The organism is Collinsella aerofaciens, from assembly GCF_028206795.1.
Classification (GTDB): Bacteria; Actinomycetota; Coriobacteriia; order Coriobacteriales; family Coriobacteriaceae; genus Collinsella; species Collinsella aerofaciens_AX.
Genome location: NZ_JAQLFJ010000010.1, coordinates 70,233 through 88,960 on the forward strand (window position 1 = coordinate 70,233; position 18,728 = coordinate 88,960).

The 18,728-nt window shown below is 61.0% G+C and carries 15 protein-coding genes and 1 riboswitch; of the genes, 1 reads left to right on the top strand and 14 read right to left on the bottom strand.

Features of this window, described 5'->3' with window-relative positions:
• Positions 1-415: 415 nt before the first annotated feature.
• The 12 genes from PMX70_RS07800 to PMX70_RS07855 all read right to left on the bottom strand — a co-directional run bounded on the left by PMX70_RS07800 (position 416) and on the right by PMX70_RS07855 (position 14,400).
• Positions 416-1,699, bottom strand: a complete 1,284-nt coding sequence (locus PMX70_RS07800) for an aspartate aminotransferase family protein (protein WP_271743272.1) — start codon at positions 1,697-1,699, stop codon at positions 416-418.
• A gap of 69 nt (positions 1,700-1,768) precedes the next feature.
• Positions 1,769-2,749: an acetylglutamate kinase gene (gene argB / locus PMX70_RS07805; protein WP_117806086.1), complete on the bottom strand. Its 981-nt coding sequence runs from the start codon at positions 2,747-2,749 to the stop codon at positions 1,769-1,771.
• Positions 2,750-2,830: 81 nt separating this feature from the next.
• Positions 2,831-4,099, bottom strand: a complete 1,269-nt coding sequence (gene argJ / locus PMX70_RS07810; protein ID WP_271743273.1) for a bifunctional glutamate N-acetyltransferase/amino-acid acetyltransferase ArgJ — start codon at positions 4,097-4,099, stop codon at positions 2,831-2,833.
• A gap of 134 nt (positions 4,100-4,233) precedes the next feature.
• The gene (argC, locus tag PMX70_RS07815; protein WP_271743274.1) at positions 4,234-5,304 is read right to left on the bottom strand and encodes an N-acetyl-gamma-glutamyl-phosphate reductase; all 1,071 of its coding nucleotides are present in this window, start codon (positions 5,302-5,304) and stop codon (positions 4,234-4,236) included.
• 257 nt (positions 5,305-5,561) lie between these two features.
• Positions 5,562-5,972 (bottom strand): pyridoxamine 5'-phosphate oxidase family protein, encoded by a 411-nt coding sequence (locus PMX70_RS07820; protein ID WP_271743275.1) that lies wholly within the window; start codon positions 5,970-5,972, stop codon positions 5,562-5,564.
• A gap of 51 nt (positions 5,973-6,023) precedes the next feature.
• Positions 6,024-6,470 (bottom strand): pyridoxamine 5'-phosphate oxidase family protein, encoded by a 447-nt coding sequence (locus PMX70_RS07825; RefSeq protein WP_271743276.1) that lies wholly within the window; start codon positions 6,468-6,470, stop codon positions 6,024-6,026.
• A gap of 30 nt (positions 6,471-6,500) precedes the next feature.
• The gene (locus tag PMX70_RS07830; protein ID WP_271743278.1) at positions 6,501-7,301 is read right to left on the bottom strand and encodes an energy-coupling factor transporter transmembrane component T family protein; all 801 of its coding nucleotides are present in this window, start codon (positions 7,299-7,301) and stop codon (positions 6,501-6,503) included.
• Positions 7,301-9,205: an energy-coupling factor transporter ATPase gene (locus PMX70_RS07835; RefSeq protein ID WP_271743279.1), complete on the bottom strand. Its 1,905-nt coding sequence runs from the start codon at positions 9,203-9,205 to the stop codon at positions 7,301-7,303. The genes PMX70_RS07830 and PMX70_RS07835 overlap by 1 nt, the downstream gene beginning before the upstream one ends.
• Positions 9,202-9,792 carry an ECF transporter S component gene (locus PMX70_RS07840; protein WP_117563816.1) on the bottom strand — a complete coding sequence of 197 codons (591 nt, stop codon included), beginning with the start codon at positions 9,790-9,792 and terminating at the stop codon, positions 9,202-9,204. Before PMX70_RS07840 ends, PMX70_RS07835 begins: the two co-directional genes overlap by 4 nt.
• A gap of 5 nt (positions 9,793-9,797) precedes the next feature.
• Positions 9,798-9,990, bottom strand: a riboswitch (FMN riboswitch).
• Positions 9,991-10,293: 303 nt separating this feature from the next.
• Positions 10,294-11,931 (bottom strand): chaperonin GroEL, encoded by a 1,638-nt coding sequence (gene groL, locus PMX70_RS07845; RefSeq protein ID WP_006234938.1) that lies wholly within the window; start codon positions 11,929-11,931, stop codon positions 10,294-10,296.
• Between the two features lie 96 nt (positions 11,932-12,027).
• Positions 12,028-12,321, bottom strand: a complete 294-nt coding sequence (gene groES, locus PMX70_RS07850; RefSeq protein WP_022094351.1) for a co-chaperone GroES — start codon at positions 12,319-12,321, stop codon at positions 12,028-12,030.
• A 435-nt stretch (positions 12,322-12,756) separates the two neighbouring features.
• Positions 12,757-14,400 (bottom strand): amidohydrolase, encoded by a 1,644-nt coding sequence (locus tag PMX70_RS07855; protein ID WP_271743280.1) that lies wholly within the window; start codon positions 14,398-14,400, stop codon positions 12,757-12,759.
• A 162-nt stretch (positions 14,401-14,562) separates the two neighbouring features.
• Here PMX70_RS07855 and PMX70_RS07860 point away from each other — a divergent pair, with 162 nt between their 5' ends.
• Positions 14,563-16,026 (top strand): M20 family metallopeptidase, encoded by a 1,464-nt coding sequence (locus PMX70_RS07860; RefSeq protein WP_271743281.1) that lies wholly within the window; start codon positions 14,563-14,565, stop codon positions 16,024-16,026.
• Between the two features lie 140 nt (positions 16,027-16,166).
• Here PMX70_RS07860 and PMX70_RS07865 read toward each other — a convergent pair whose 3' ends face one another.
• Both PMX70_RS07865 and PMX70_RS07870 read right to left on the bottom strand, forming a co-directional pair.
• A complete protein-coding gene (locus tag PMX70_RS07865; protein WP_271743282.1) occupies positions 16,167-17,447 on the bottom strand; it encodes a DUF4013 domain-containing protein in 1,281 nt (426 codons plus the stop codon).
• Between the two features lie 149 nt (positions 17,448-17,596).
• Positions 17,597-18,619, bottom strand: coding sequence for a YitT family protein (locus PMX70_RS07870; RefSeq protein WP_117584120.1), 1,023 nt, complete (start codon positions 18,617-18,619; stop codon positions 17,597-17,599).
• Positions 18,620-18,728: the final 109 nt, after the last annotated feature.

The window sequence follows — 18,728 nt, forward strand, 5'->3', positions numbered from 1 at the left end:
GGCTCCCAGCTATGGGGGCCTTTCCTTTTTCAGGCCCAGCGCATGGGATTCGAACCCGCCAGCACGACTGTCACAAAGGCCGTGGCCAGAAAATGGCAAAAATGAGTACTGCTACCTTGCTTACAACATATCAAAAGATAGTATTTGCTTAAGTTACGCAACATATGTCCATTATAAGGACTAACAATTGGATCAAAATCGTACATTCATCGCCATTTCGACTAGCTATCTGGCCTTATTAGTCCAAAATTGCTGCTACCAAATCGATAACAGTACTCATATTTGATGTTTTTTGACCAGCAGGTCTCCCCGCCTTAGCAAAACTAAGGCAAAACGGGCTCCAGACCGCTGAATCATGCCACATAGGGCACGTCCGCAGTCCGGAACCCGGTCAAAGTTAAGTTATTTCGCTGTGTTAGGCCAAAACGTCCGACAGGGTCTTGATCAGGCTGTCCACGTCGGCTTCTTCGCAGACAAGTGGCGGCAGGAAACGCAGCGTATGCGCACCTGTAGCGTTGGTCACGGCACCGGCGGTCAGCGCGCGGGCAACAACATCATGCGCGTCGCCCGCGGCATCATCCAAATCACAGCCGAGCATCAAGCCGCGGCCACGCACCTCGGTCACGTGCGGCAGCTTGGCGAGCTTTGCCTCCATATAGGCACCCACCTTGGCAGCATGGTCGGCATAATCGCCGCGCACGAGCGCGGAGAGCGTCGCGGCGCACGCCGCAATGGCCAGGCAGCTGCCGCCAAAGGTCGAGCCGTGGTCGCCCGGCTTAAACACGTCGGCAATCTCCTTCTTTGCCATGACGGCACCCATGGGCACGCCATCGGCAATCCCCTTGGCAAGGCTCATGATGTCGGGCTCCACGCCATAGGTTTGGAATGCAAACGGCTTGCCGGAGCGGAAGATGCCGCACTGGACCTCGTCGGCGATAAGCACGGCGCCCACTTCGTGTGCCAGGTCTCGCGCTGCCGCCATAAACTCCTCGGTCATGGGGTGCACACCGCTCTCGCCCTGGATCGGCTCGAGCATCACGGCGCAAATTTCGCTCCCCAGCTGCTTAAAGATCGCACGCAGTTCATCGATATCGTTGGGCGTGCAGGCCACAAAGCCACCCGGCAGTGGGCGGAAACTATCCTGCAGCCAATCCTGCATGGTGGCGGCAATGGTCTCGAGCGTACGGCCGTGGAAGCCGCCGCGCATGCACACGATGGTGTTGCCGCCGTTACCGGCACGCTTGGCGTACAGGCGCGCGAGCTTCATCGAGCCCTCGTTGGCCTCGGCGCCGGAGTTGGCAAAGAAGGTCTCCCACACCTGCTCGTCCGCAGCCGGGGCACCAAGAGCAGCTGCCGTGGTCTCATCGCCGGCGGCAATGGCATCGGCAAGCACGCGCGCACCATCTGCGTCGTCGTTAGCAAGCTTGGACAGCAGCGCCGCGACCTGTCCGCGCTGCTCAATGTAGAAGTAATTGGAGACATGCATGAGCTTTTTGGTCTGTGCCTCAAGTGCCGAGAGCACAGCCAGGTTGCCATGACCTAGGCTGCACACGCCGATGCCGGCAAGAAAGTCGAGGTACTCACGGCCATCGTCGCCGGTGAGCTTCATGCCGTGACCCTCGACAAACTCGACCGGAGAGCGGCCAAAGGTATGCATAACGTAATGGGATTCAAGCGATTGCTGAGCTGCAAGTGACATGGGATGCCTTTCGTTGGGCGCCAGACGGCGCAGGCCTATGGGTGCAGGAATGGGGCGGCTGCGAGTCAGCTAGACCGTCTGAAGCTTCTCGACCTCGTCGAGGTTCTCGGTCAGACGCGCAGCAAACGTCGAAAGCGGATGCGGATGCGTATCGAACTCGTAAGCCGTCTCGGTGGAATGGATCACGGTGCCGACGCCGGCATCGGTCAGCAGCTCCAGCAGCAGCGAATGCGGCGTGGTGCCGTTGATGATGTGAGCGCGAAATACGCCGCCGGCAAGCGCATCGACGGCCGCGCGCAGCTTGGGAATCATGCCCTTATCGACCTCGCCGCCGTAGAGCATTTCGTTAACCTCGTCGAGTGTTAGGTTGGAGATGAGTGAGTCTTTATCGCTAAAGTCCTTGTACAGGCCGTCGACGTCGGTCAAAAAGATCGCCTTGTGCGCATGCAGCGCCGCCGCAACGGCACCGGCGGCGGTATCGGCGTTGATGTTGAAGAAACCGCCGTCCTCCCCCGCCGCGACGGTAGCGATGACGGGGATGTACTCGCTATCGAGCAGGCGCTCGATATAGTCGGTGTTGACGTGCGTGACCTTGCCTACGCGGCCGAGTTCGGGGTCGAGCGGCTCGGCGATGAGCGTACCGGCATCGCTGCCCGAAACGCCCACGGCCAGGTTGCCGTGATGGTTGAGCGCCGCGACCAGCTCCTGGTTGACCTTACCGCCCAGCACCTCGCGCACGATATCCATGGTCGCCGGCGTGGTCACGCGCTGGCCGTTCTTAAACTCGACGGGAATATCGTAATGGCTCAGCGCCTCGTTGATAGCCTTGCCGCCGCCATGCACGATGACGGGGCGCATGCCGATGATCTTAAGCAGGACGATGTCGCTCATCACGTCGCGGCGCAGCTGCTCATCAACCATGGCGGCTCCGCCATATTTGATAACAACCGTCTTGCCGGTCAGGTTCTTAATCCACGGCAGCGCTTCGAACAGCAGCTGCGCGGTTGCTTCGTTGGATTCGCTCGAACGACAATCGCGTGCGAATTTCATAATCTGCCTCGTCTTTCGTATCGTTATCGCGCCGTGCTCCGCTGTCCGCAATCGCGGCAAGATGCGCAGCGTGCCTGGAATCTAGGAACGGTAGTCGCCGTTAATGGAGATGTACTCGTGCGTGAGGTCGCAAGTCCACACGGTGGTCGCCGCGTCGCCCGCGCCCAGGTCTGCCGAGATCACAATCTCGGGCGCCTCAAAACGTCGCAGAGCCTCGTCCTCGTCAAAGGGAACAGTCAGACCGTCGCGACAGACAGGCATGCCCATCATGTCGATGGAAACGTCTTCCTGATTAAACTTCACGCCGCACTTGCCAAGCGCCATAGCGACGCGGCCCCAGTTGCAGTCGTGGCCGGCGATGCAGGTCTTAACGAGCGGCGAGTTGGCAACGGCACGGGCGGCGATATCGGCCTCCTCGTCGTTGGCGGCGCCGGTAACGTTGACTGTAACAAGCTTGGATGCGCCCTCACCATCGGCGGCGATATTGCGCGCCAGGCTCTCGCACACCTCGTGCACGGCAAATGCCAACTCGTCAAAGGCATCGGAGCCCTCGACGATAGGCTCGGCATCTGCGGCAGCGGCGCCGGAGGCAAGCATGATGCAGGTGTCGTTGGTCGAGGTGTCGGAATCGACCGTTACCTTGTTAAAGGTCTGCTTGACGGTCGAGAGCAGCAGGGCATGAAGTGCCGCAGGCTCGACGGGGGCATCGGTGGTGATAACTGCGATCATGGTGGCCATGTTGGGCATGATCATGCCCGAGCCCTTGCACATTCCGCCTACCGTATAGACATTGCCCGCATGACCCGCAGCCTCACTGACGTAGGATACGGCGTACTCCTTGGAGTGCGTGTCGGTCGTCATGATGGCGCGAGCGGCATCGGCGCCACCGTGGGCGGAGAGCGCCTCGTAGGCAGCAGGAATAGCGGTCTCAAACGTGTCGATCGGCAGAATCTGGCCAATCACGCCCGTGGAGGCGACTAGGATCTGCTGGGGTTCGCAGCCGATGACCTGCGAGGCGATACTGCACGTCTCGCGCGCGCAGGCAAGGCCGGTCTCACCCGTGGCGGCGTTGGCATTGCCAGAGTTGACCGAAACACCGGCGATGATACCGTAGCCCTTGTCGTCACCGCCCAGGTTGGCACGGCTCACCTGTACGGGCGCCGCGCAAAAGCGATTGGTGGTAAACACGCCGGCACCGGGACAGGGTTTATCGGGCACGACGAGCGCGTAATCCAGACGCTCGGGGTTCTTGCGGAACCCAGCGCGGATGCCTGCGGCTTTAAAACCAGCCGCAGCCGTAACGCCACCCTCGACGGCGCGAATCTTGATATCAAACAGCTCGGTATTCATCGTCTTTATGACTCCTTATGTCAAACAAAAAACGGACATCGGTTGGTGCGCCATGCCAGTCGTGATCATGAGACCAGCTTAAGAGTGGCGCCCCACTCGATGCCCGACTACCAAATCGTTAACAATCGAATGTGCTACACCGGGCACGCCACTGTGGGCAAGCCTCGTCGCTCGTCAAAGCCAAAGACGATATTGGCGCACTGGACCGCTTGGCCCGCAGCGCCCTTGCACAGATTGTCGATGGCGCCCGTCGCCACCAGCACGCCCGCGCGCTTGTTGAGCGCGAGGCCAATCTGGGCAGCGTTGGTGCCGACGACCGAAGCCGTCTTGGGCTGCTGGCCGGCATCGAGCACGCGCACAAAAGTGCGACCGGCGTAGAACTGCTTGTAATGGTCGACGACATCCTCAAGAGCCAGCGTGTCGAGAGCCTGCGGCGCGAGCGGCAGCGTCACCGTGGAGAGCAGACCGCGCTTGAGCGGTGCCAGGTGCGGGGTAAAGACGACGCGATCGGTCAGGCCAAGGATTTGCTCAATCTCGGGCGTGTGGCGATGCTTGCCCACGCCGTATGCTTCCAAATTCTCGTCGGCGCTGCAAAAATGCGTACGAGCGTTGCAGGACTTGCCGGCACCCGTCACACCGCTGATGGCATCGACAATCACGGAGCCGTTCTCGGCCACCCAGCCCGCGCGCACGGCGGGCGCGGCGGCAAGGCTCGTTGCGGTGGGATAGCAACCGGCGCAGGCGACCAGCACGGGTTTGCCGTCGGCATGGTCGGATGCGGCGGTCTCCAAGTCCTGGCAGAACAGCTCGGGCAGACCGAAGGCACGGGTCTTGAGCAGCTCGGGGCTCGTATGCTCGGCGGCATACCAAGCCTCAAAAACGGACGCGTCGTTCAGACGGTAGTCGGCCGAAAGATCAAAGCAGGAGACGCCCGATGCAAGCAGCGCGGGCACCTGTGCCATGGCAGCCGTGTGCGGCACGGCCAAAAAGACCGCGTCGCAGTTCTTGAGCTCAGGGGCATCATGCGTCGTAAAGACAAGATCGCTTACGCCGGTGAAGCTCGGGTACACCGCAGACAACGGCTGGCCGGCATCGGCGTTGGACGTAATGGCAGCAAGTTCAAACTCGGGATGACCGAGGACGAGGCGAATGAGCTCGGCTCCGGCATATCCAGCCGCGCCGACGATTCCAACCTTCAAAGACATATCAGACTCCTTGTCTGCGATTTATGCACCGATGCGCATTTCGCAGCAGTCGTTATGAAGTGGGTTGAAACTTTAGCACCAAAAGATGCATGAATACGTAAATGGCTTGCATATTCATGCATTGAAACATTCCCGACACATTCGCTTGAAGGAATTGACAAATGGAGCGGGCCCCGTATTGACCGGCGCTCCTAACGGCGCCGGGCAATACGGGGCCCGCCCATGCGAAAACCAAGTTGTTAGGATGAGCCAGCTGGCTAGAGCTCGACCGGCACCCATTCGTCGTGATTGCAGATAAAAGCCTCGGGATCCTCGACGCTAAAGAAGACGAGCGTGGGGTCGTTAGGCCCCTCATAGTGCTCGCCCAGGTGCTCTAGATGCTTCCACCCGGCTTCGCGCATTTCGCCTAAAGCCCGGTCATCCAAGCCGGCACGCCCGCGCAAGATGAGCCAGTCATGGCCCGGCCACCAACTCGTGGCCTCAAAGCGCTGGTTTTGCAGCAGCTCTTGCCACACATCTTTGGTGCGCGCTGTTACAAACCACAGCTTGCCATCCTGGATCTGCGCAAACGAAAACGGACGCACATGAGGCTGTCCGTCAACGCTCGTCGCCAAATACCATGCCGGCACCGACGTCAGATACTCCAACACCGTATTCAATCCGTCCATGTGTCCTCCTGGCGCTAGCTAATTCGGAACGGGTAGTTAATTTGAGACGCGCTAGAGCTCCAGGCGCTCCTCGCTGCCGTCGATATCACAGAAGCGCGCGGCAATGTTGCGGACCGAAAAGAAAGCAAGGCGGCCGTCGCTGGCACTCTCGTGTTCCTCGCCAATGCCCACCATGTGCTTAAAACCCGCTTGACGCACCTTGTCGCTCGCAACCGCGTCGTCCTCAAGTGCGGCCTCGCCGGTCAACACGACCCAACATTCCCCCGGCTTCCAGCCCGAGAGCTCAAACTTGAGATTCGCACTCAGCTCCGCCCACACATCCTTGTCGCGCGACGTGCAAAACCACAGCTTACCGTCATCGACCATGGCAAACGAAAACGGCCTCACGCGAGGCTGATGCCCGTCGGTCACATCGGTCGTGGCAAGATACCACGCCGGAATGCGCCTGAGATACGAACAGGCGCGCTCAAGCTGAGCCGTGCGGTCGTTGTCGGTCATAGGGACCCCTTTCTTGCGCTCGAATCGCGCCTAAACAAGTTGAAGGTTGACGACGATGACACACGCAAACAGCAGCATCGTCACAACCGCAGCCAGCGCATCCCCGCGGCGAAATGCAAGTGCATGCAGACGCGTGCGGCCCTGCTCGCCGTGATAGCAGCGTGCATCCATGGCGGCAGACAACGTCTCGGCATGACGGAACACGCCCGTGAACAGTGGAATCGCCACACTGCCGAGCATACGCACGCCGCCGAGCGGACCTCCCGTCACGCGTGCACCGCGGCTTGCCTGCGCATCGGCCGTCTGCTTCATCTCGGTGGCAAACTGCGGCATAAAGCGTAGCGCGATACCCATGATCATGCCGAGCTCGTGCGCAGGAAGTCCCACACGCGCAAACGGCGCGAGCAGGCGCTCAAAGCCCGCGGTGAGGTCGAGCGTGGGCGTGGTGAGCGTAATGGCGCTCATGCCGGACATCATCAACGTCAGGCGGCACGCCATAAAGGCGGCAGAACGCAGTGAGCCCTCGCTTATCTGCAGAAAGCCGAGCTGCCACAGGATGCGCCCACTCTGATCGGTAAACAAGTTGAGCACCGCGACCACGACGACGATTGCCAGCAGCGGTGCCATCGATGATAGGACCCGGCGCAACGGCACCCGGGACACGGCATAGATCAGCACGACGAAAATTGCGACCGGGGCCAATCCGCGGAAGCCGCCGACGGTCAGCGTCGTGATCAAAAACACAAAGCCCAGGAGCAGCTTGGTGCGCGGATCCAGGTGATGGATCGCGCTATCGCTCGGATAGTAGCTGCCAAACGAAAACGCCTCCATCAGCAACCCTCCTCTCGCGCGACCGTTTCGGATTTGGCCTTGTCCGAGACGTTAGAAGAACCGCCTGAGCGACCGATCGGCAAATCTGCCAACTCGTCGGCCAACGACTCAACCGTATAGAGCCCGCCGCGATGCAGCGGCACGCCCGCTTCCGCGAGCGCCAACGCCATGCGCTGGGCAGCGGGAACACCCAAGCCGATTGATTTAAGCTCATCCGCATGCGCAAAAACCTGAGCGGGCGTGCCCTCAGCAAACACCGTGCCCTCGTTCATCACGACAATACGATCGCAGCAATTGGCAAGGTCATCCATACTGTGTGAGACCATGACGACGGTCAGGCCCCCATGGTGAAGTCGATCGATGAGCCCCAGGAAATCACTGCGCGCCGCCGGATCGAGCCCCGCCATGGGCTCATCGAGTACCAGGACCTCGGGCTCCATGGCAAGCACGCCGGCAAACGCCACGCGCCGCTGTTGGCCACCCGAAAGCTCAAAGGGACTCTTGTCGCCCACCGTGGCCAAGTCGAGGCCCACGCGCGCGAGCGATGACTCAACGCGGCGGACAACCTCGGCCTGCGACAAGCCAAGGTTGTGCGGGCCAAACGCCACGTCCTGCGTCACGGTTTCGGCAAACAGCTGACGCTCGGGATATTGAAACACCACGCCGACCTTGGCCTTAACCGCGGCGGCATCTTTCTTGCTTGATAAGTCGAGCCCCAGCGCGCAAACGCTTCCCTCCTGCGGACGAATCAGCCCGTTGAGATGCTGGACCAGCGTCGACTTACCCGAACCGGTATGACCTGCTAAGCCCAGGAACTCGCCGCGACGCACCGTCAGCGATACATCGCGCAGCGCCCACGGGCTGCTGGGGTCGTTTCCCCAGAGAGCCTGTTTGCTCGATTTGCCCGCAACGGCCGAGCGCTTATGCCAGCGACGACGCTCGCGGACGCTCAGCGAGTAACTATACGAAAGGTGGGAAATCTCGATAACGGGCTCCGAAACGTTTGTCTCGTCGGTCGCGGAGGAGGCGTTATCGAGGATACGAGCATCGGGCACGGAAGGCTGCCCCGTGGCGCCCGCCACATTTCGCTCAACATAAGCCTGCGCGATCTCGGCGACCATATCCGCCTCGCGTACCCGTGCGCAAACGGGCACGCCCTTCGCACGAAGCGCCCTGCCCAGGCGACACGACGCCGGCATATCCAGGTTGAGCTCCGCGAGCTCATCCGCCCGCGTCAGAATCTCCTCGGGCGTACCGAGCATGGCAACGCGCCCCGCCTGAAACACCGCGACTCGATCGGCCTCGGCGGCCTCTTCCATAAAGTGCGTAATCATCACGATGGTCATGCCGCGAGCGTGCAACGCGCGGCAAGCCTTCATGAGGCCCTTGCGTCCACGCGGATCGAGCATCGAGGAGGCCTCGTCCAAGATAAGCACGCGCGGCTCCATGGCAAGTACGCCGGCGAGCGCCACGCGCTGCTTTTGGCCACCCGAGAGCGCGTGGGTCTCGTGGCGCTCAAAGCCCACCAGGCCCACGGCCTTCAGCACATCTCGCACACGCTGCGCGATCTGGGCCGATGGCACGCCCAAGTTTTCGGGACCAAAGGCAACATCGTCCTCGACAAGCGTCGCCACCAGCTGATCATCCGGGTTCTGGAACACCATGCCCGCAGTCGAGCGGATGTCGTAGACCAGCTCGGGATCGGACGCGTCCATGCCGTTGACGCGCACCGTTCCCGTATCGGGCTGCAGCAGCGCGTTCAAATGCTTGGCGAACGTCGACTTGCCCGACCCGTTTCCGCCGAGGATGCAGAAAAACTCGCCATCCTCGATGTTCAGATCGATGCCGTCGAGTGCCGGTGTGGCACCGTCATAGCTAAAGGAAACGCCCCGACACTCAATCATGCGCGGCCTTTGACCTGGTCCTTCTTGGGCGTAATGAGATTAGAGACCGCCTTGTACACCGCCAGCGTCAACACCGAGTTGAGCACGGTCTTGATGAGGTTGAACGGCAGCACGGCAGGAATCATGAGCGGGGCGATCACATCGACCGAGCCATACCAGAACCATACGCCAATGGTAAGGTTAGCGACCATAGACAGCGCCGTAGCGGCAATGACACCGAACACTAGGCCAATCACGGCACCCTTATAGGTATGCATCTTCTGGTAGACGATAGCCGCGGGCAGAATGTAGCCCAGCGTAGCCACCAGGTTCATAAGTGCGCCGACCCAATCGCCCGTGGTAAGCGCATGGATAACAATCGCCATGGCGGCAACAGCAGTACCGGCGCCAGGACCATACGCAAAACCGCACACCATCGCCGGCACCAGCGACGGGTCATACGTCAAAAACGGCGCCGAAGGAAGGATGGGTAGCTGCACATACATAAACAACGCGCCCAAGGCACACATCAGCGCCATGGTAACGAGCTGTTTGGTGCTCCACCTATTCGTGTTCTCAAAATGGATATGCTGCGACTGTTCAGACATAAGATCACCTGCCTCTTTCATCCGGACTCTAACCGTTGGTACTGGAATCTCACCAGTTCAGCCGGCATGCGAACCAACGCACACACGGGTCGCGGACTCATCGGCTCGGCCGCAGGCATCTCGCCTGCGCCACGGCGCCCCTTTGACACCGCCCGATTTACCGCCAGTGGGGAATTCCACCCCGCCCTGAAACAGCAATTGCAAGTGTAGCACGAGCAGGTGTTCGCGCAAGTATGCCGAGGGTAATTTATGATGGGAAAACGCTCCAGAAATGCGGTAGGGACAAGTTGGCGCAACAACCACGTCCTCCATCCGCCCCAAAGTAGCGCGCCTTTCGCGGCAGAGCCGCGAAACAGCGACCGGGACACGCATCCCCCACAACCACGTCCTCCTCCGCCCGCCGACCTCAAGGCCGTAAACGCAGGGAATCCGAGGACGTTCCGGAGAGAAGACCCCGTCACGCCCCCGGATTCCCGGTGGGAGTTCTAGACCTTGTCGGCCTTAGTACATACCGCCGCCCTGCTGACCAGCGGTAGCAGCAGCGATAGCGTCCTCAAGCTGAGTGTTCTTGGGCACATCGGAGACGGTAGCCTCGGTGATGAGAATCAGGCTGGCGACAGAAGCAGCGTTCTGCAGGGTGACGCGGCTGACCTTGACGGGGTCGAGGACGCCCATCTCGATCATGTCGCCCCACTCGCCGTTGGCAGAGTTGAGACCCTGGCCGGCGGGCAGCTCGGCAACCTTGTCGACCACGACAGCGCCCTCAAAGCCAGCGTTCTTGGCGATGGTGGCGACCGGAGCGGTCAGAGCCTTCTTGACGATATCGACGCCAATCTTCTCCTCGGGGTCGTCGATCTCGACAGCATCGAGCGCAGGAGCAGCGTCCATGAAGGCGACGCCACCGCCGGCGACAATGCCCTCCTCGACAGCAGCGCGAGTTGCCTGCAGGGCGTCCTCGACGCGGTGCTTGATCTCCTTGAGCTCGGACTCGGTAGCAGCGCCGACCTTGATGACGGCAACGCCACCGGAGAGCTTGGCCAGGCGCTCCTGGAGCTTCTCACGGTCGAAGTCAGAGGTGGTGTTCTCCATCTCACCCTTGATCTGAGCGATACGAGCGTCGATGGCCTCCTTGGAGCCAGCGCCACCGACGACGACGGTGTTGTCCTTGGAGATGGTGACGGACTTAGCGGTACCGAGCATATCGGCAGTGATGTCAGCAACCTTCACGCCCAGCTCGTCCAGGGCAGCCTGGCCACCGGTGAGGACGGCGATGTCCTCGAGGATGCGCTTGCGGCGATCGCCGTAGCCCGGAGCCTTGACGGCGCAGACGTTGAGGGCGCCACGGATCTTGTTGAGGACCAGGGTCGGCAGAGCTTCGCCGTCGATGTCCTCAGCGATGATGAGCAGGCCGCGGCCAGCGCGCTGGACAGCCTCGAGAACGGGCATGATGTCCTGAACGCTGGAGATCTTCTGGTCGGTGATGAGGATGTACGGATCCTTCATCACGGCCTCCATGCGGTCGTTGTCCGTGACGAAGTAAGCGGAGACATAGCCCTTGTCGAACTGCATGCCCTCGACGGTGTCGATGGTGATGTCGAACGTCTGGGAATCCTCGACGGTGATGACGCCGTCCTTGCCCACGACCTCCATGGCCTCGGCGATCTTCTCGCCGACCTCGGGGTCACCGGCAGAGATGGTACCGACGGAAGCGATCTGCTCCTTGGTCTCGACCGGCTTGGCCTGCTTCTTCATCTCGGCGACGGCGGCGTTTACAGCCTTGTCGATGCCGCGACGGATGGCCAGCGGGTTGGCGCCAGCGGCGACGTTGCGCAGACCGTCGTTGACGATGGCCTGAGCGAGCAGGGTTGCGGTGGTGGTGCCGTCGCCCACGGTGTCGTTGGTCTTGGTGGCGACCTCCTTCACCAGCTGAGCGCCCATGTTCTCGATGTTGTCCTCGAGCTCGATCTCCTTAGCGACGGAAACGCCGTCGTTGGTGATGGTCGGGGCGCCGAACGTGCGCTGCAGCGCAACGTAACGGCCCTTGGGGCCCATGGTGACGGTAACGGCGTCGGCCAGAGTGTTGACGCCCTTGGCGAGCTTAGCGCGGGCATCGGTGTTGAACGTAATGTTCTTTGCCATGGTAGGTAATCCTCCAAAAGAAATGTGACTCGCGTCGCCGCTTCCGAGTCCTATGCGGCGGGCGCGTTCAAAGACGAATCAGAGATTCTGACGAGACTAGGCCTCGACGACGGCATAGATGTCGTCGGCGCGCATCAGCAGATACTTCTCACCGTCGACCTTGACCTCGTTGCCACCGAACTTACCGTAGATGACAACGTCACCGACCTTGACGTCCATGGGGATGCGCTCACCCTTGTCGTTGACCTTGCCGGCGCCAACGGCAACGATGGTGCCGCGCTGCGGCTTCTCCTGAGCGTTGCTGGCGATATACAGACCAGAAGCGGTCTTCTGCTCGGCCTCGTCGGGCTTGACCAGAACACGATCTGCAAGCGGCTTCAAAGACGACATGCTTGTCTCCTCCTTTTTGGGCCGCGCGGTTATACCACGCGAATTAACCCTTTTTGTTTGCGTACGCGTTGAATGGTACCCACGAATGGCGGGTTATACAACACGGAGTCAAAAAATCTTATTTTTTGGCACTTAGATTTTCTGAATGCCGGGGGATAACTTAGCAGTGGCTCCCGTGTGGCTCCGGAGGGGCGGGGCATAAGGTTTCCTGCTCGGGCAGTCCTGCTCGCACGAAGGCCACATTAAGTGGCCTTCGGCTCGTGCGGAACTCGCGATAAACCTTATGCCCCGCCCCTCCGGAGCCACACGGGAGCCAGGTTAACTAATTCGGACCCGGCATTCAGAAAAGTCAGTGCAGCAAAATGGCGATGCGGATGGTGCGAATAAGAAAGGGACACGTTGCTGAAACGTGCCCCTTATGAGTGGGGTATGAGGTTAGCGCTCGTAGATTAAGTTACCTGCCAGGTAGGTGGCCTGAACCTTGGTGGCTTGGAGTTCTTGGGGGTCGATGGTGAGTGGGTTTTGGTCCAGGACTACCAGGTCGGCGTATTTGCCGGGTTCTAGGCTGCCGAGGTTTTGCTCGTCGCCCGCTGCATAGGCGCTGCCCAGGGTGTAGTTGCGCAGGGCTGTTGCTGCATCGATGCGCTCGCTCGGCAGCCAGCCGCCCTCGGGCCAGTGACTTTTGGGGTCCTGGCGCGTGATAGCCGTGTAGAGCACGTTCATGCTGGTAACGGGCGTGATAGGGCTGTCAGTACCGAAGGCTTGGCGGATGCCGCGCTGCTTATAGGTTGCAAACGGCCACATGATGCGGCTGCGCTCCAAGCCCAGGTCGCGCTCCGGACCACCTGGGTCGAGCGTGATATGGCAGGGCTGGCTCGAGGCAACGACGTTAAGCTTGCGTAGACGATCGATGTCCTCGGGCAAGAGGTTCTCCAGATGCTCGAGCGTGTTATGACCGTGCTGGGGCAGGCCGTACAGCTCTGCCGCCTCCTCAAAGATATCGAGCGCGGCATGGATGGCACCGTCGCCGATGACGTGGATGCGCACGGTGTGGCCGCGCTCCGCGGCCGCCAGAACTAGCTTGCGCATGCGCTCGGCGGGAACCGTCAGACGGCCCTGGTCGCCCGGGAAGCGCGGATTGGTATAGGGCTCGGTGAGATACGCCGTGTGTTCGCTCGACACGCCGTCGAAGAACTGCTTAAAGCCCGGTGCCGAGAGCAGCACATTGTTCGCGTAACGTGCCTGCAGCTCTTCCAAGTGCGACTGGTCATCCAGCAGCGTGGGGAACAGATGGGCTCGGATGCCCAACTTGCCGGCTGCCTGCAGTTTGTCGTAGACGTCGTCGCGGATAAAATCGCAGCCCGGCATGGGCATGAGCGACATATCGCATATCGAGGTGATGCCCTGCTCGGCCATACGCCTCATTTGATCGGCGTAAGCGCTTGCGATGCGATCCTCGCCCAGCCACTCAAGGCAGCGCGGTAGCAGCTGCATGGCAGCCGCCTCGTGAGCAATGCCCGTGAGCTCGCCGTTTGCGTCCTTGTCGTAGCTGCCGCCCGCTGGCGGCTCGCTGTCGCGCGTGACGCCGAGCGCCTCGAGTGCGCGGCTGTTGAGCCAAAGCGTGTGCCCGTCACCCGAATACATAACGCAGGGGCGATCGGGGAATGCCGCATCGAGCGACGCCTTGGTAGGATGCTCGGGCGGGTCCCAACGGTAGTCGCGCCAGCCCTGAGTCACAACCCAAGCGTCGTCGGGCAGGTCCTGGGAAAACTCGAGCGCGTGTTGCACCAGCGCCGCCTCGGACGTGCCCATATCCATGAGCATGTACGGCGAGGAGCCAACCGAAGTATGGAAGAAATGCAGGTGCGCATCGTGGAAACCGGGGCAGACAAACTGCTCGCCGTAGTCGATAACCGGCGTGGCGGCAGGCGCGGCGGCAATCACGTCATCGGGCGCACCGACTGCGACGATACGGTCGCCTGCGATGGCAATCGCCAGCTCGCGGGCGGTATCGATGCCGTCTTGCGCGGTAAAGACGTTCTTGGAGCGGATAATCCGATCGATATGTTGCATGGGCATCCCCATCTCTGGCAGGAAATTCAACACCCCCGAGTGTACTCCCCCGCCCTTGTAACAAAACCCCAAGCGGCAAACGGCAACTTTACCAGCCCTAGCGGCAGGTGGCATACTGGAGAGAGCCTGTACGATTTTGCGATCAACCCAGCAAGGAGCAAATCGACCATGACGAAGACCAAGGCACAGCAGATTATGGCGGCGACCGAGGTGCGAGCGGCTGACGACGTCACCGCAGCCATCCAAGATATCGCTACCGAGTTTGAACCCTATATCATCAAGCAGCGCCGGCACTTCCATAAGCACCCGGAGCTGAGCCTTGCCGAGGAGCGCACGACCTCCGACATCGCCAACCAGCTCGACGCCATGAATATCCCCTACGAGCGTCCCCTCAAGACGGGCCTGGTGGCGACCCTTCGCGGCACCGCGCCGGATGCCTACCACGAGGACGGCACGCCACGCCGCCGCATCCTGCTGCGCGCCGACATCGACGCCCTGCCCGTCACCGAGCAGACCGGCGAGGAGTTTGCCAGCGTCAACGAGGGCTGCATGCACGCCTGCGGCCACGACTGCCACATCGCCATGATGCTCGGCACGCTGCAGATCCTGCGCCATATGACCGACGACATCCACGGCGAAGTCCGCATCGTGTTCCAGCCCAGCGAGGAAAACGGCCAGGGCGCCAAGCTCATGATCGGCACGGGCGTGCTCGACGGCGTCGATGGCGCCTACGCCGCGCACATCTGGAGTGAGGTCGACGCCGGCACCGTGAGCTGCGAGCCCGGACCGCGCATGGCCAATACCGACTGGTTCCGCATCGACGTCCGCGGCACCTCGTGCCACGGCGCCATGCCCCAGCGCGGTCACGACGCCGTTATGGTTGCCGCCGAGATCGTCAACGCTCTGCAGACCATCGTTTCGCGCGAGATCAGTCCCTACGAGCCGGCCGTCATTACCGTCGGCGAGCTGCACGGCGGCACCGCGCGCAACGTTATCGCCGGCACGGCCTACCTCGCCGGCACGGTGCGCACCTACGGCGATTCGACCCACGAGGAAATGCCGGAGCTCATGCGCCGCATCGTGGAGCATACCGCGGCCGCCTTGGGCGCCGAGGCAGAGCTCACCGACTACACCATCGCCAATTACAAGGTCGAAAACGATGCCGCCTCGAGCGAGCGCTGCCGCCAGGCAGTAATCAAATGCCTGGGCCCCACCGGTCAAGGTCATTACCGCGGCACGCTCTCGGGCGAGGATTTTTCGGAGTACCTGCGCCGCGTACCGGGCGTGCTCGCCTTTGTAGGTACGCGCAACCCCAAGATTGGCGCCACGTACGCCCAACATTCCTGCTTCTACAAGATCGACGAGACTGTGCTGGCAAAGGGCTCCATGGTGGCCGCCCAATATGCCATCGACTTTTTGGCCGAGCCCACGCAAGAGGAGCTCGACGGCCCCACGATTGCCGCGGTCGCCGAGACCAACCCCGACCTGGCAGCCAAACTGCGCTCTGCCAAGGCCACGGCCGCCGAGGCCCGCGACGCCATGCACGATGCCCGCACCGCCCGACACGCCGCAATCAAGGGCATCCACGATGCACGTGCCGCCGCTCGCCGCGAGGAGAAGCACGACGAGTAGTCGATCCACGACCATCTCGCAGTCATAGCCGCATCGCGATATCAAAGCGGGGGCGGACGCTTCGGCACGTCCGCCCCCGCTTATTTGTCAAGCGCTATTTCTACCGTTTCTACCCCGTCCCCAAATGGCAGGTGGCAGGGTTACTCGTCCTGCGGGTCCTCGTCGGAGCTTGGCGCAGGCTCGGGCTCAGGCACGGGCACGGGCGCGGGCTCAGGCTCAGGCTCAGGCTCAGGCTCAGACTCAGGCTCGGGCTCGGGCTCGGGCTCGGGCGCAGGCGCCGGCGCCGCAGCGGAATCGGATACGGGCGCTGCGTCGGCGCTAAAACCAGCCGGAGCAGACTTCTTCTCAAACGGCAGCACAAAAGTCAGGACGTCGTCCTTGTCCTCGTCGGCCCACTCGCTTGCGTAGCGCGCAACCCAATAGCCAACGGCACGATGCTTGAGCATCTTGCCAAAGACCGTAAGGAATACCGTGACAAACGCCGTCAGCACCAAGAACAATACGAGCGTGATGCCACCGCCGGTAACAAGCGCCTCAATAGCCGAAGGACGGTAGTAGTAGTTATACATACCGACAGAGGCAATGGCGCCGAAGACGAGCGTCAGGATCCATGTGACAACGTTGGCGACCAGACCCGTCAAAAACTCGGGAAGGAACGAAGCGCAGAACAGCTTGGTCTTGTTGTGCTTAAACGCCGCCCAGACCTTGTCGAGCGAAAACGCGCTCTCGACACGACCGGTCACCGCAAAGTGCATCACGGCAATGTCGGCGAACATCTTAAAGAAGACCCCCAAGACCGCCGTGGCAATCATAGCCAGGACAAGCAGGCCAAGCGAGCCAAACAGCGCTGCCTCGAGTGCATAGGAGCCGTAATACGAATACGAGCCCGCGGCGCCAATTACCACGCTCTCCACCAGCGAAAGCACTACACCGATAACGGGAATGGCAGCGATAACCTCGAGCACGACCGAGATAACGCTCGAAAAGACTCCGAGGCCAAACGACGTGGAACGCATGAGTGGACGATCCATACCGCCATCAACCTTGAGCGACAGATCGCGACCCCACTCAATACCAAAGCCGGAACCACACACGCTCGCAATGCAAGCTGCCAAAAAGCCGATGGCAGCCGCAATGCCGCCAATAACGGGAATAAACAGCACGAGTACCGACACAACACAAATCAGCGCCGGTAAAAAGGCAATCTGGCACACGCGCTGCAGCACGCCCGGAGTCTTGGTCATATCCTCAAACGCCTGAGCCACACAGCCCTTGGACGCATTCGCCACGGGCGGTTGCGGAACAAACTGCTGGGGCTGACCCTGAGGGGCAGAGGCTGCGGCACCGGCATTGGGGGCACCACACGTGCCGCAGAACTTGTCGTTATCGCCCATGGGGGCGCCACACTGCGAGCAGAACATAGAATCATCCCTTCGTATCTTGAACGAATCATCTGGATCGCAAACGATGTCTTTGGCATCATTATCACCCAATGTGGGGACAAATACTCCAACATGACGCATTTGCAATGCGCAGGGCGCTATTCGATTGTTTGATGAGCTCGACCGCGTTAGTTCGTTCCGCGGAAACCCTTGCCGACGATCTCGGAGCTGTCGACAATCGTGATAAAGGCACCCGGATCGACTTCGCGCGCATAGCGGCGCAGTTGCACGGCCTCGCGACGGCTTAGCACGCTCATGATCACCGTCACGCACTTGCCCGAGAAAGCACCGTAGCCGCGGCTGATAGTCGCCGTACGGTTGAGATGCTTGACGATAAACTCCTCGACCTTAAGGGGCTCGGAGCAAATGACCGTGCAGACTTTACGCAGGTGGATGCTCTCGATGGCTTTGTCGACCACAAGCGTCTTGGCAAACAGGCCGAGCACGCAATACAGACCGACGCGCGGGCCGTACAAGAAGGCCGCGATGGTCACGATGCCGATATCGACCAGCAGCAGCGCACGGCCGATCTCAAGCGTCGTGCGGCGTTTGAGAATCATGGCGAGGATGTCCGTGCCGCCCGTCGAGGCACCAATATCAAAGACGATGGCGCTGCCGAGCGCCGGCAGAATCACGGCAAAGCACAGGTCGAGCCACATATCGCCCGTCATCGAGACATCGGTCGGAATAAAGAGCTCAAACAGCGAAACATAGGCGGACAGCGCAAACGAGGCAAAGACACTCCACAGGATTGCCTTGCGCTCCAAAAAGATAAAGCCCAGAACGACCAGGACCGCATTGATAATCCACATAAAGACGCCGACGGGCAGGGTCGGGAACAGCGTGGACAGAATGACCGACACGCCCGAGGTGCCGCCAAAAGCAAAGTGATTAGGGGTTTTAAACGCGACGATGGCAAAGGCCGTGAGGATCAGGCCCAAATTGAGCTCGGCAAAAAAGCGCGGAAAGCCCGGCTCCTGGCTGCGCTTGCGACCAGCGCGCTCGCCCCGCTCGATAACATCGCGATCGACCACGCGTTCCATCGGCACTACGGGAGGACGATGCACCTCCTCGGCAGCACGCGACGCCGCCTCTGCCGCAGCGGCCTCAATTGCCCATGCCTTGCTTTCTGTTTCGTGCTCGTCGGCCATTACGGCAACCCCTCGTTAACAATTTGGAAACAATGCGCCCATTAGAGTAACGCGGAACGTGGGGATTGCAACCCTTAGTTAGACGAGCGGTATGACTATATCGGGAGCG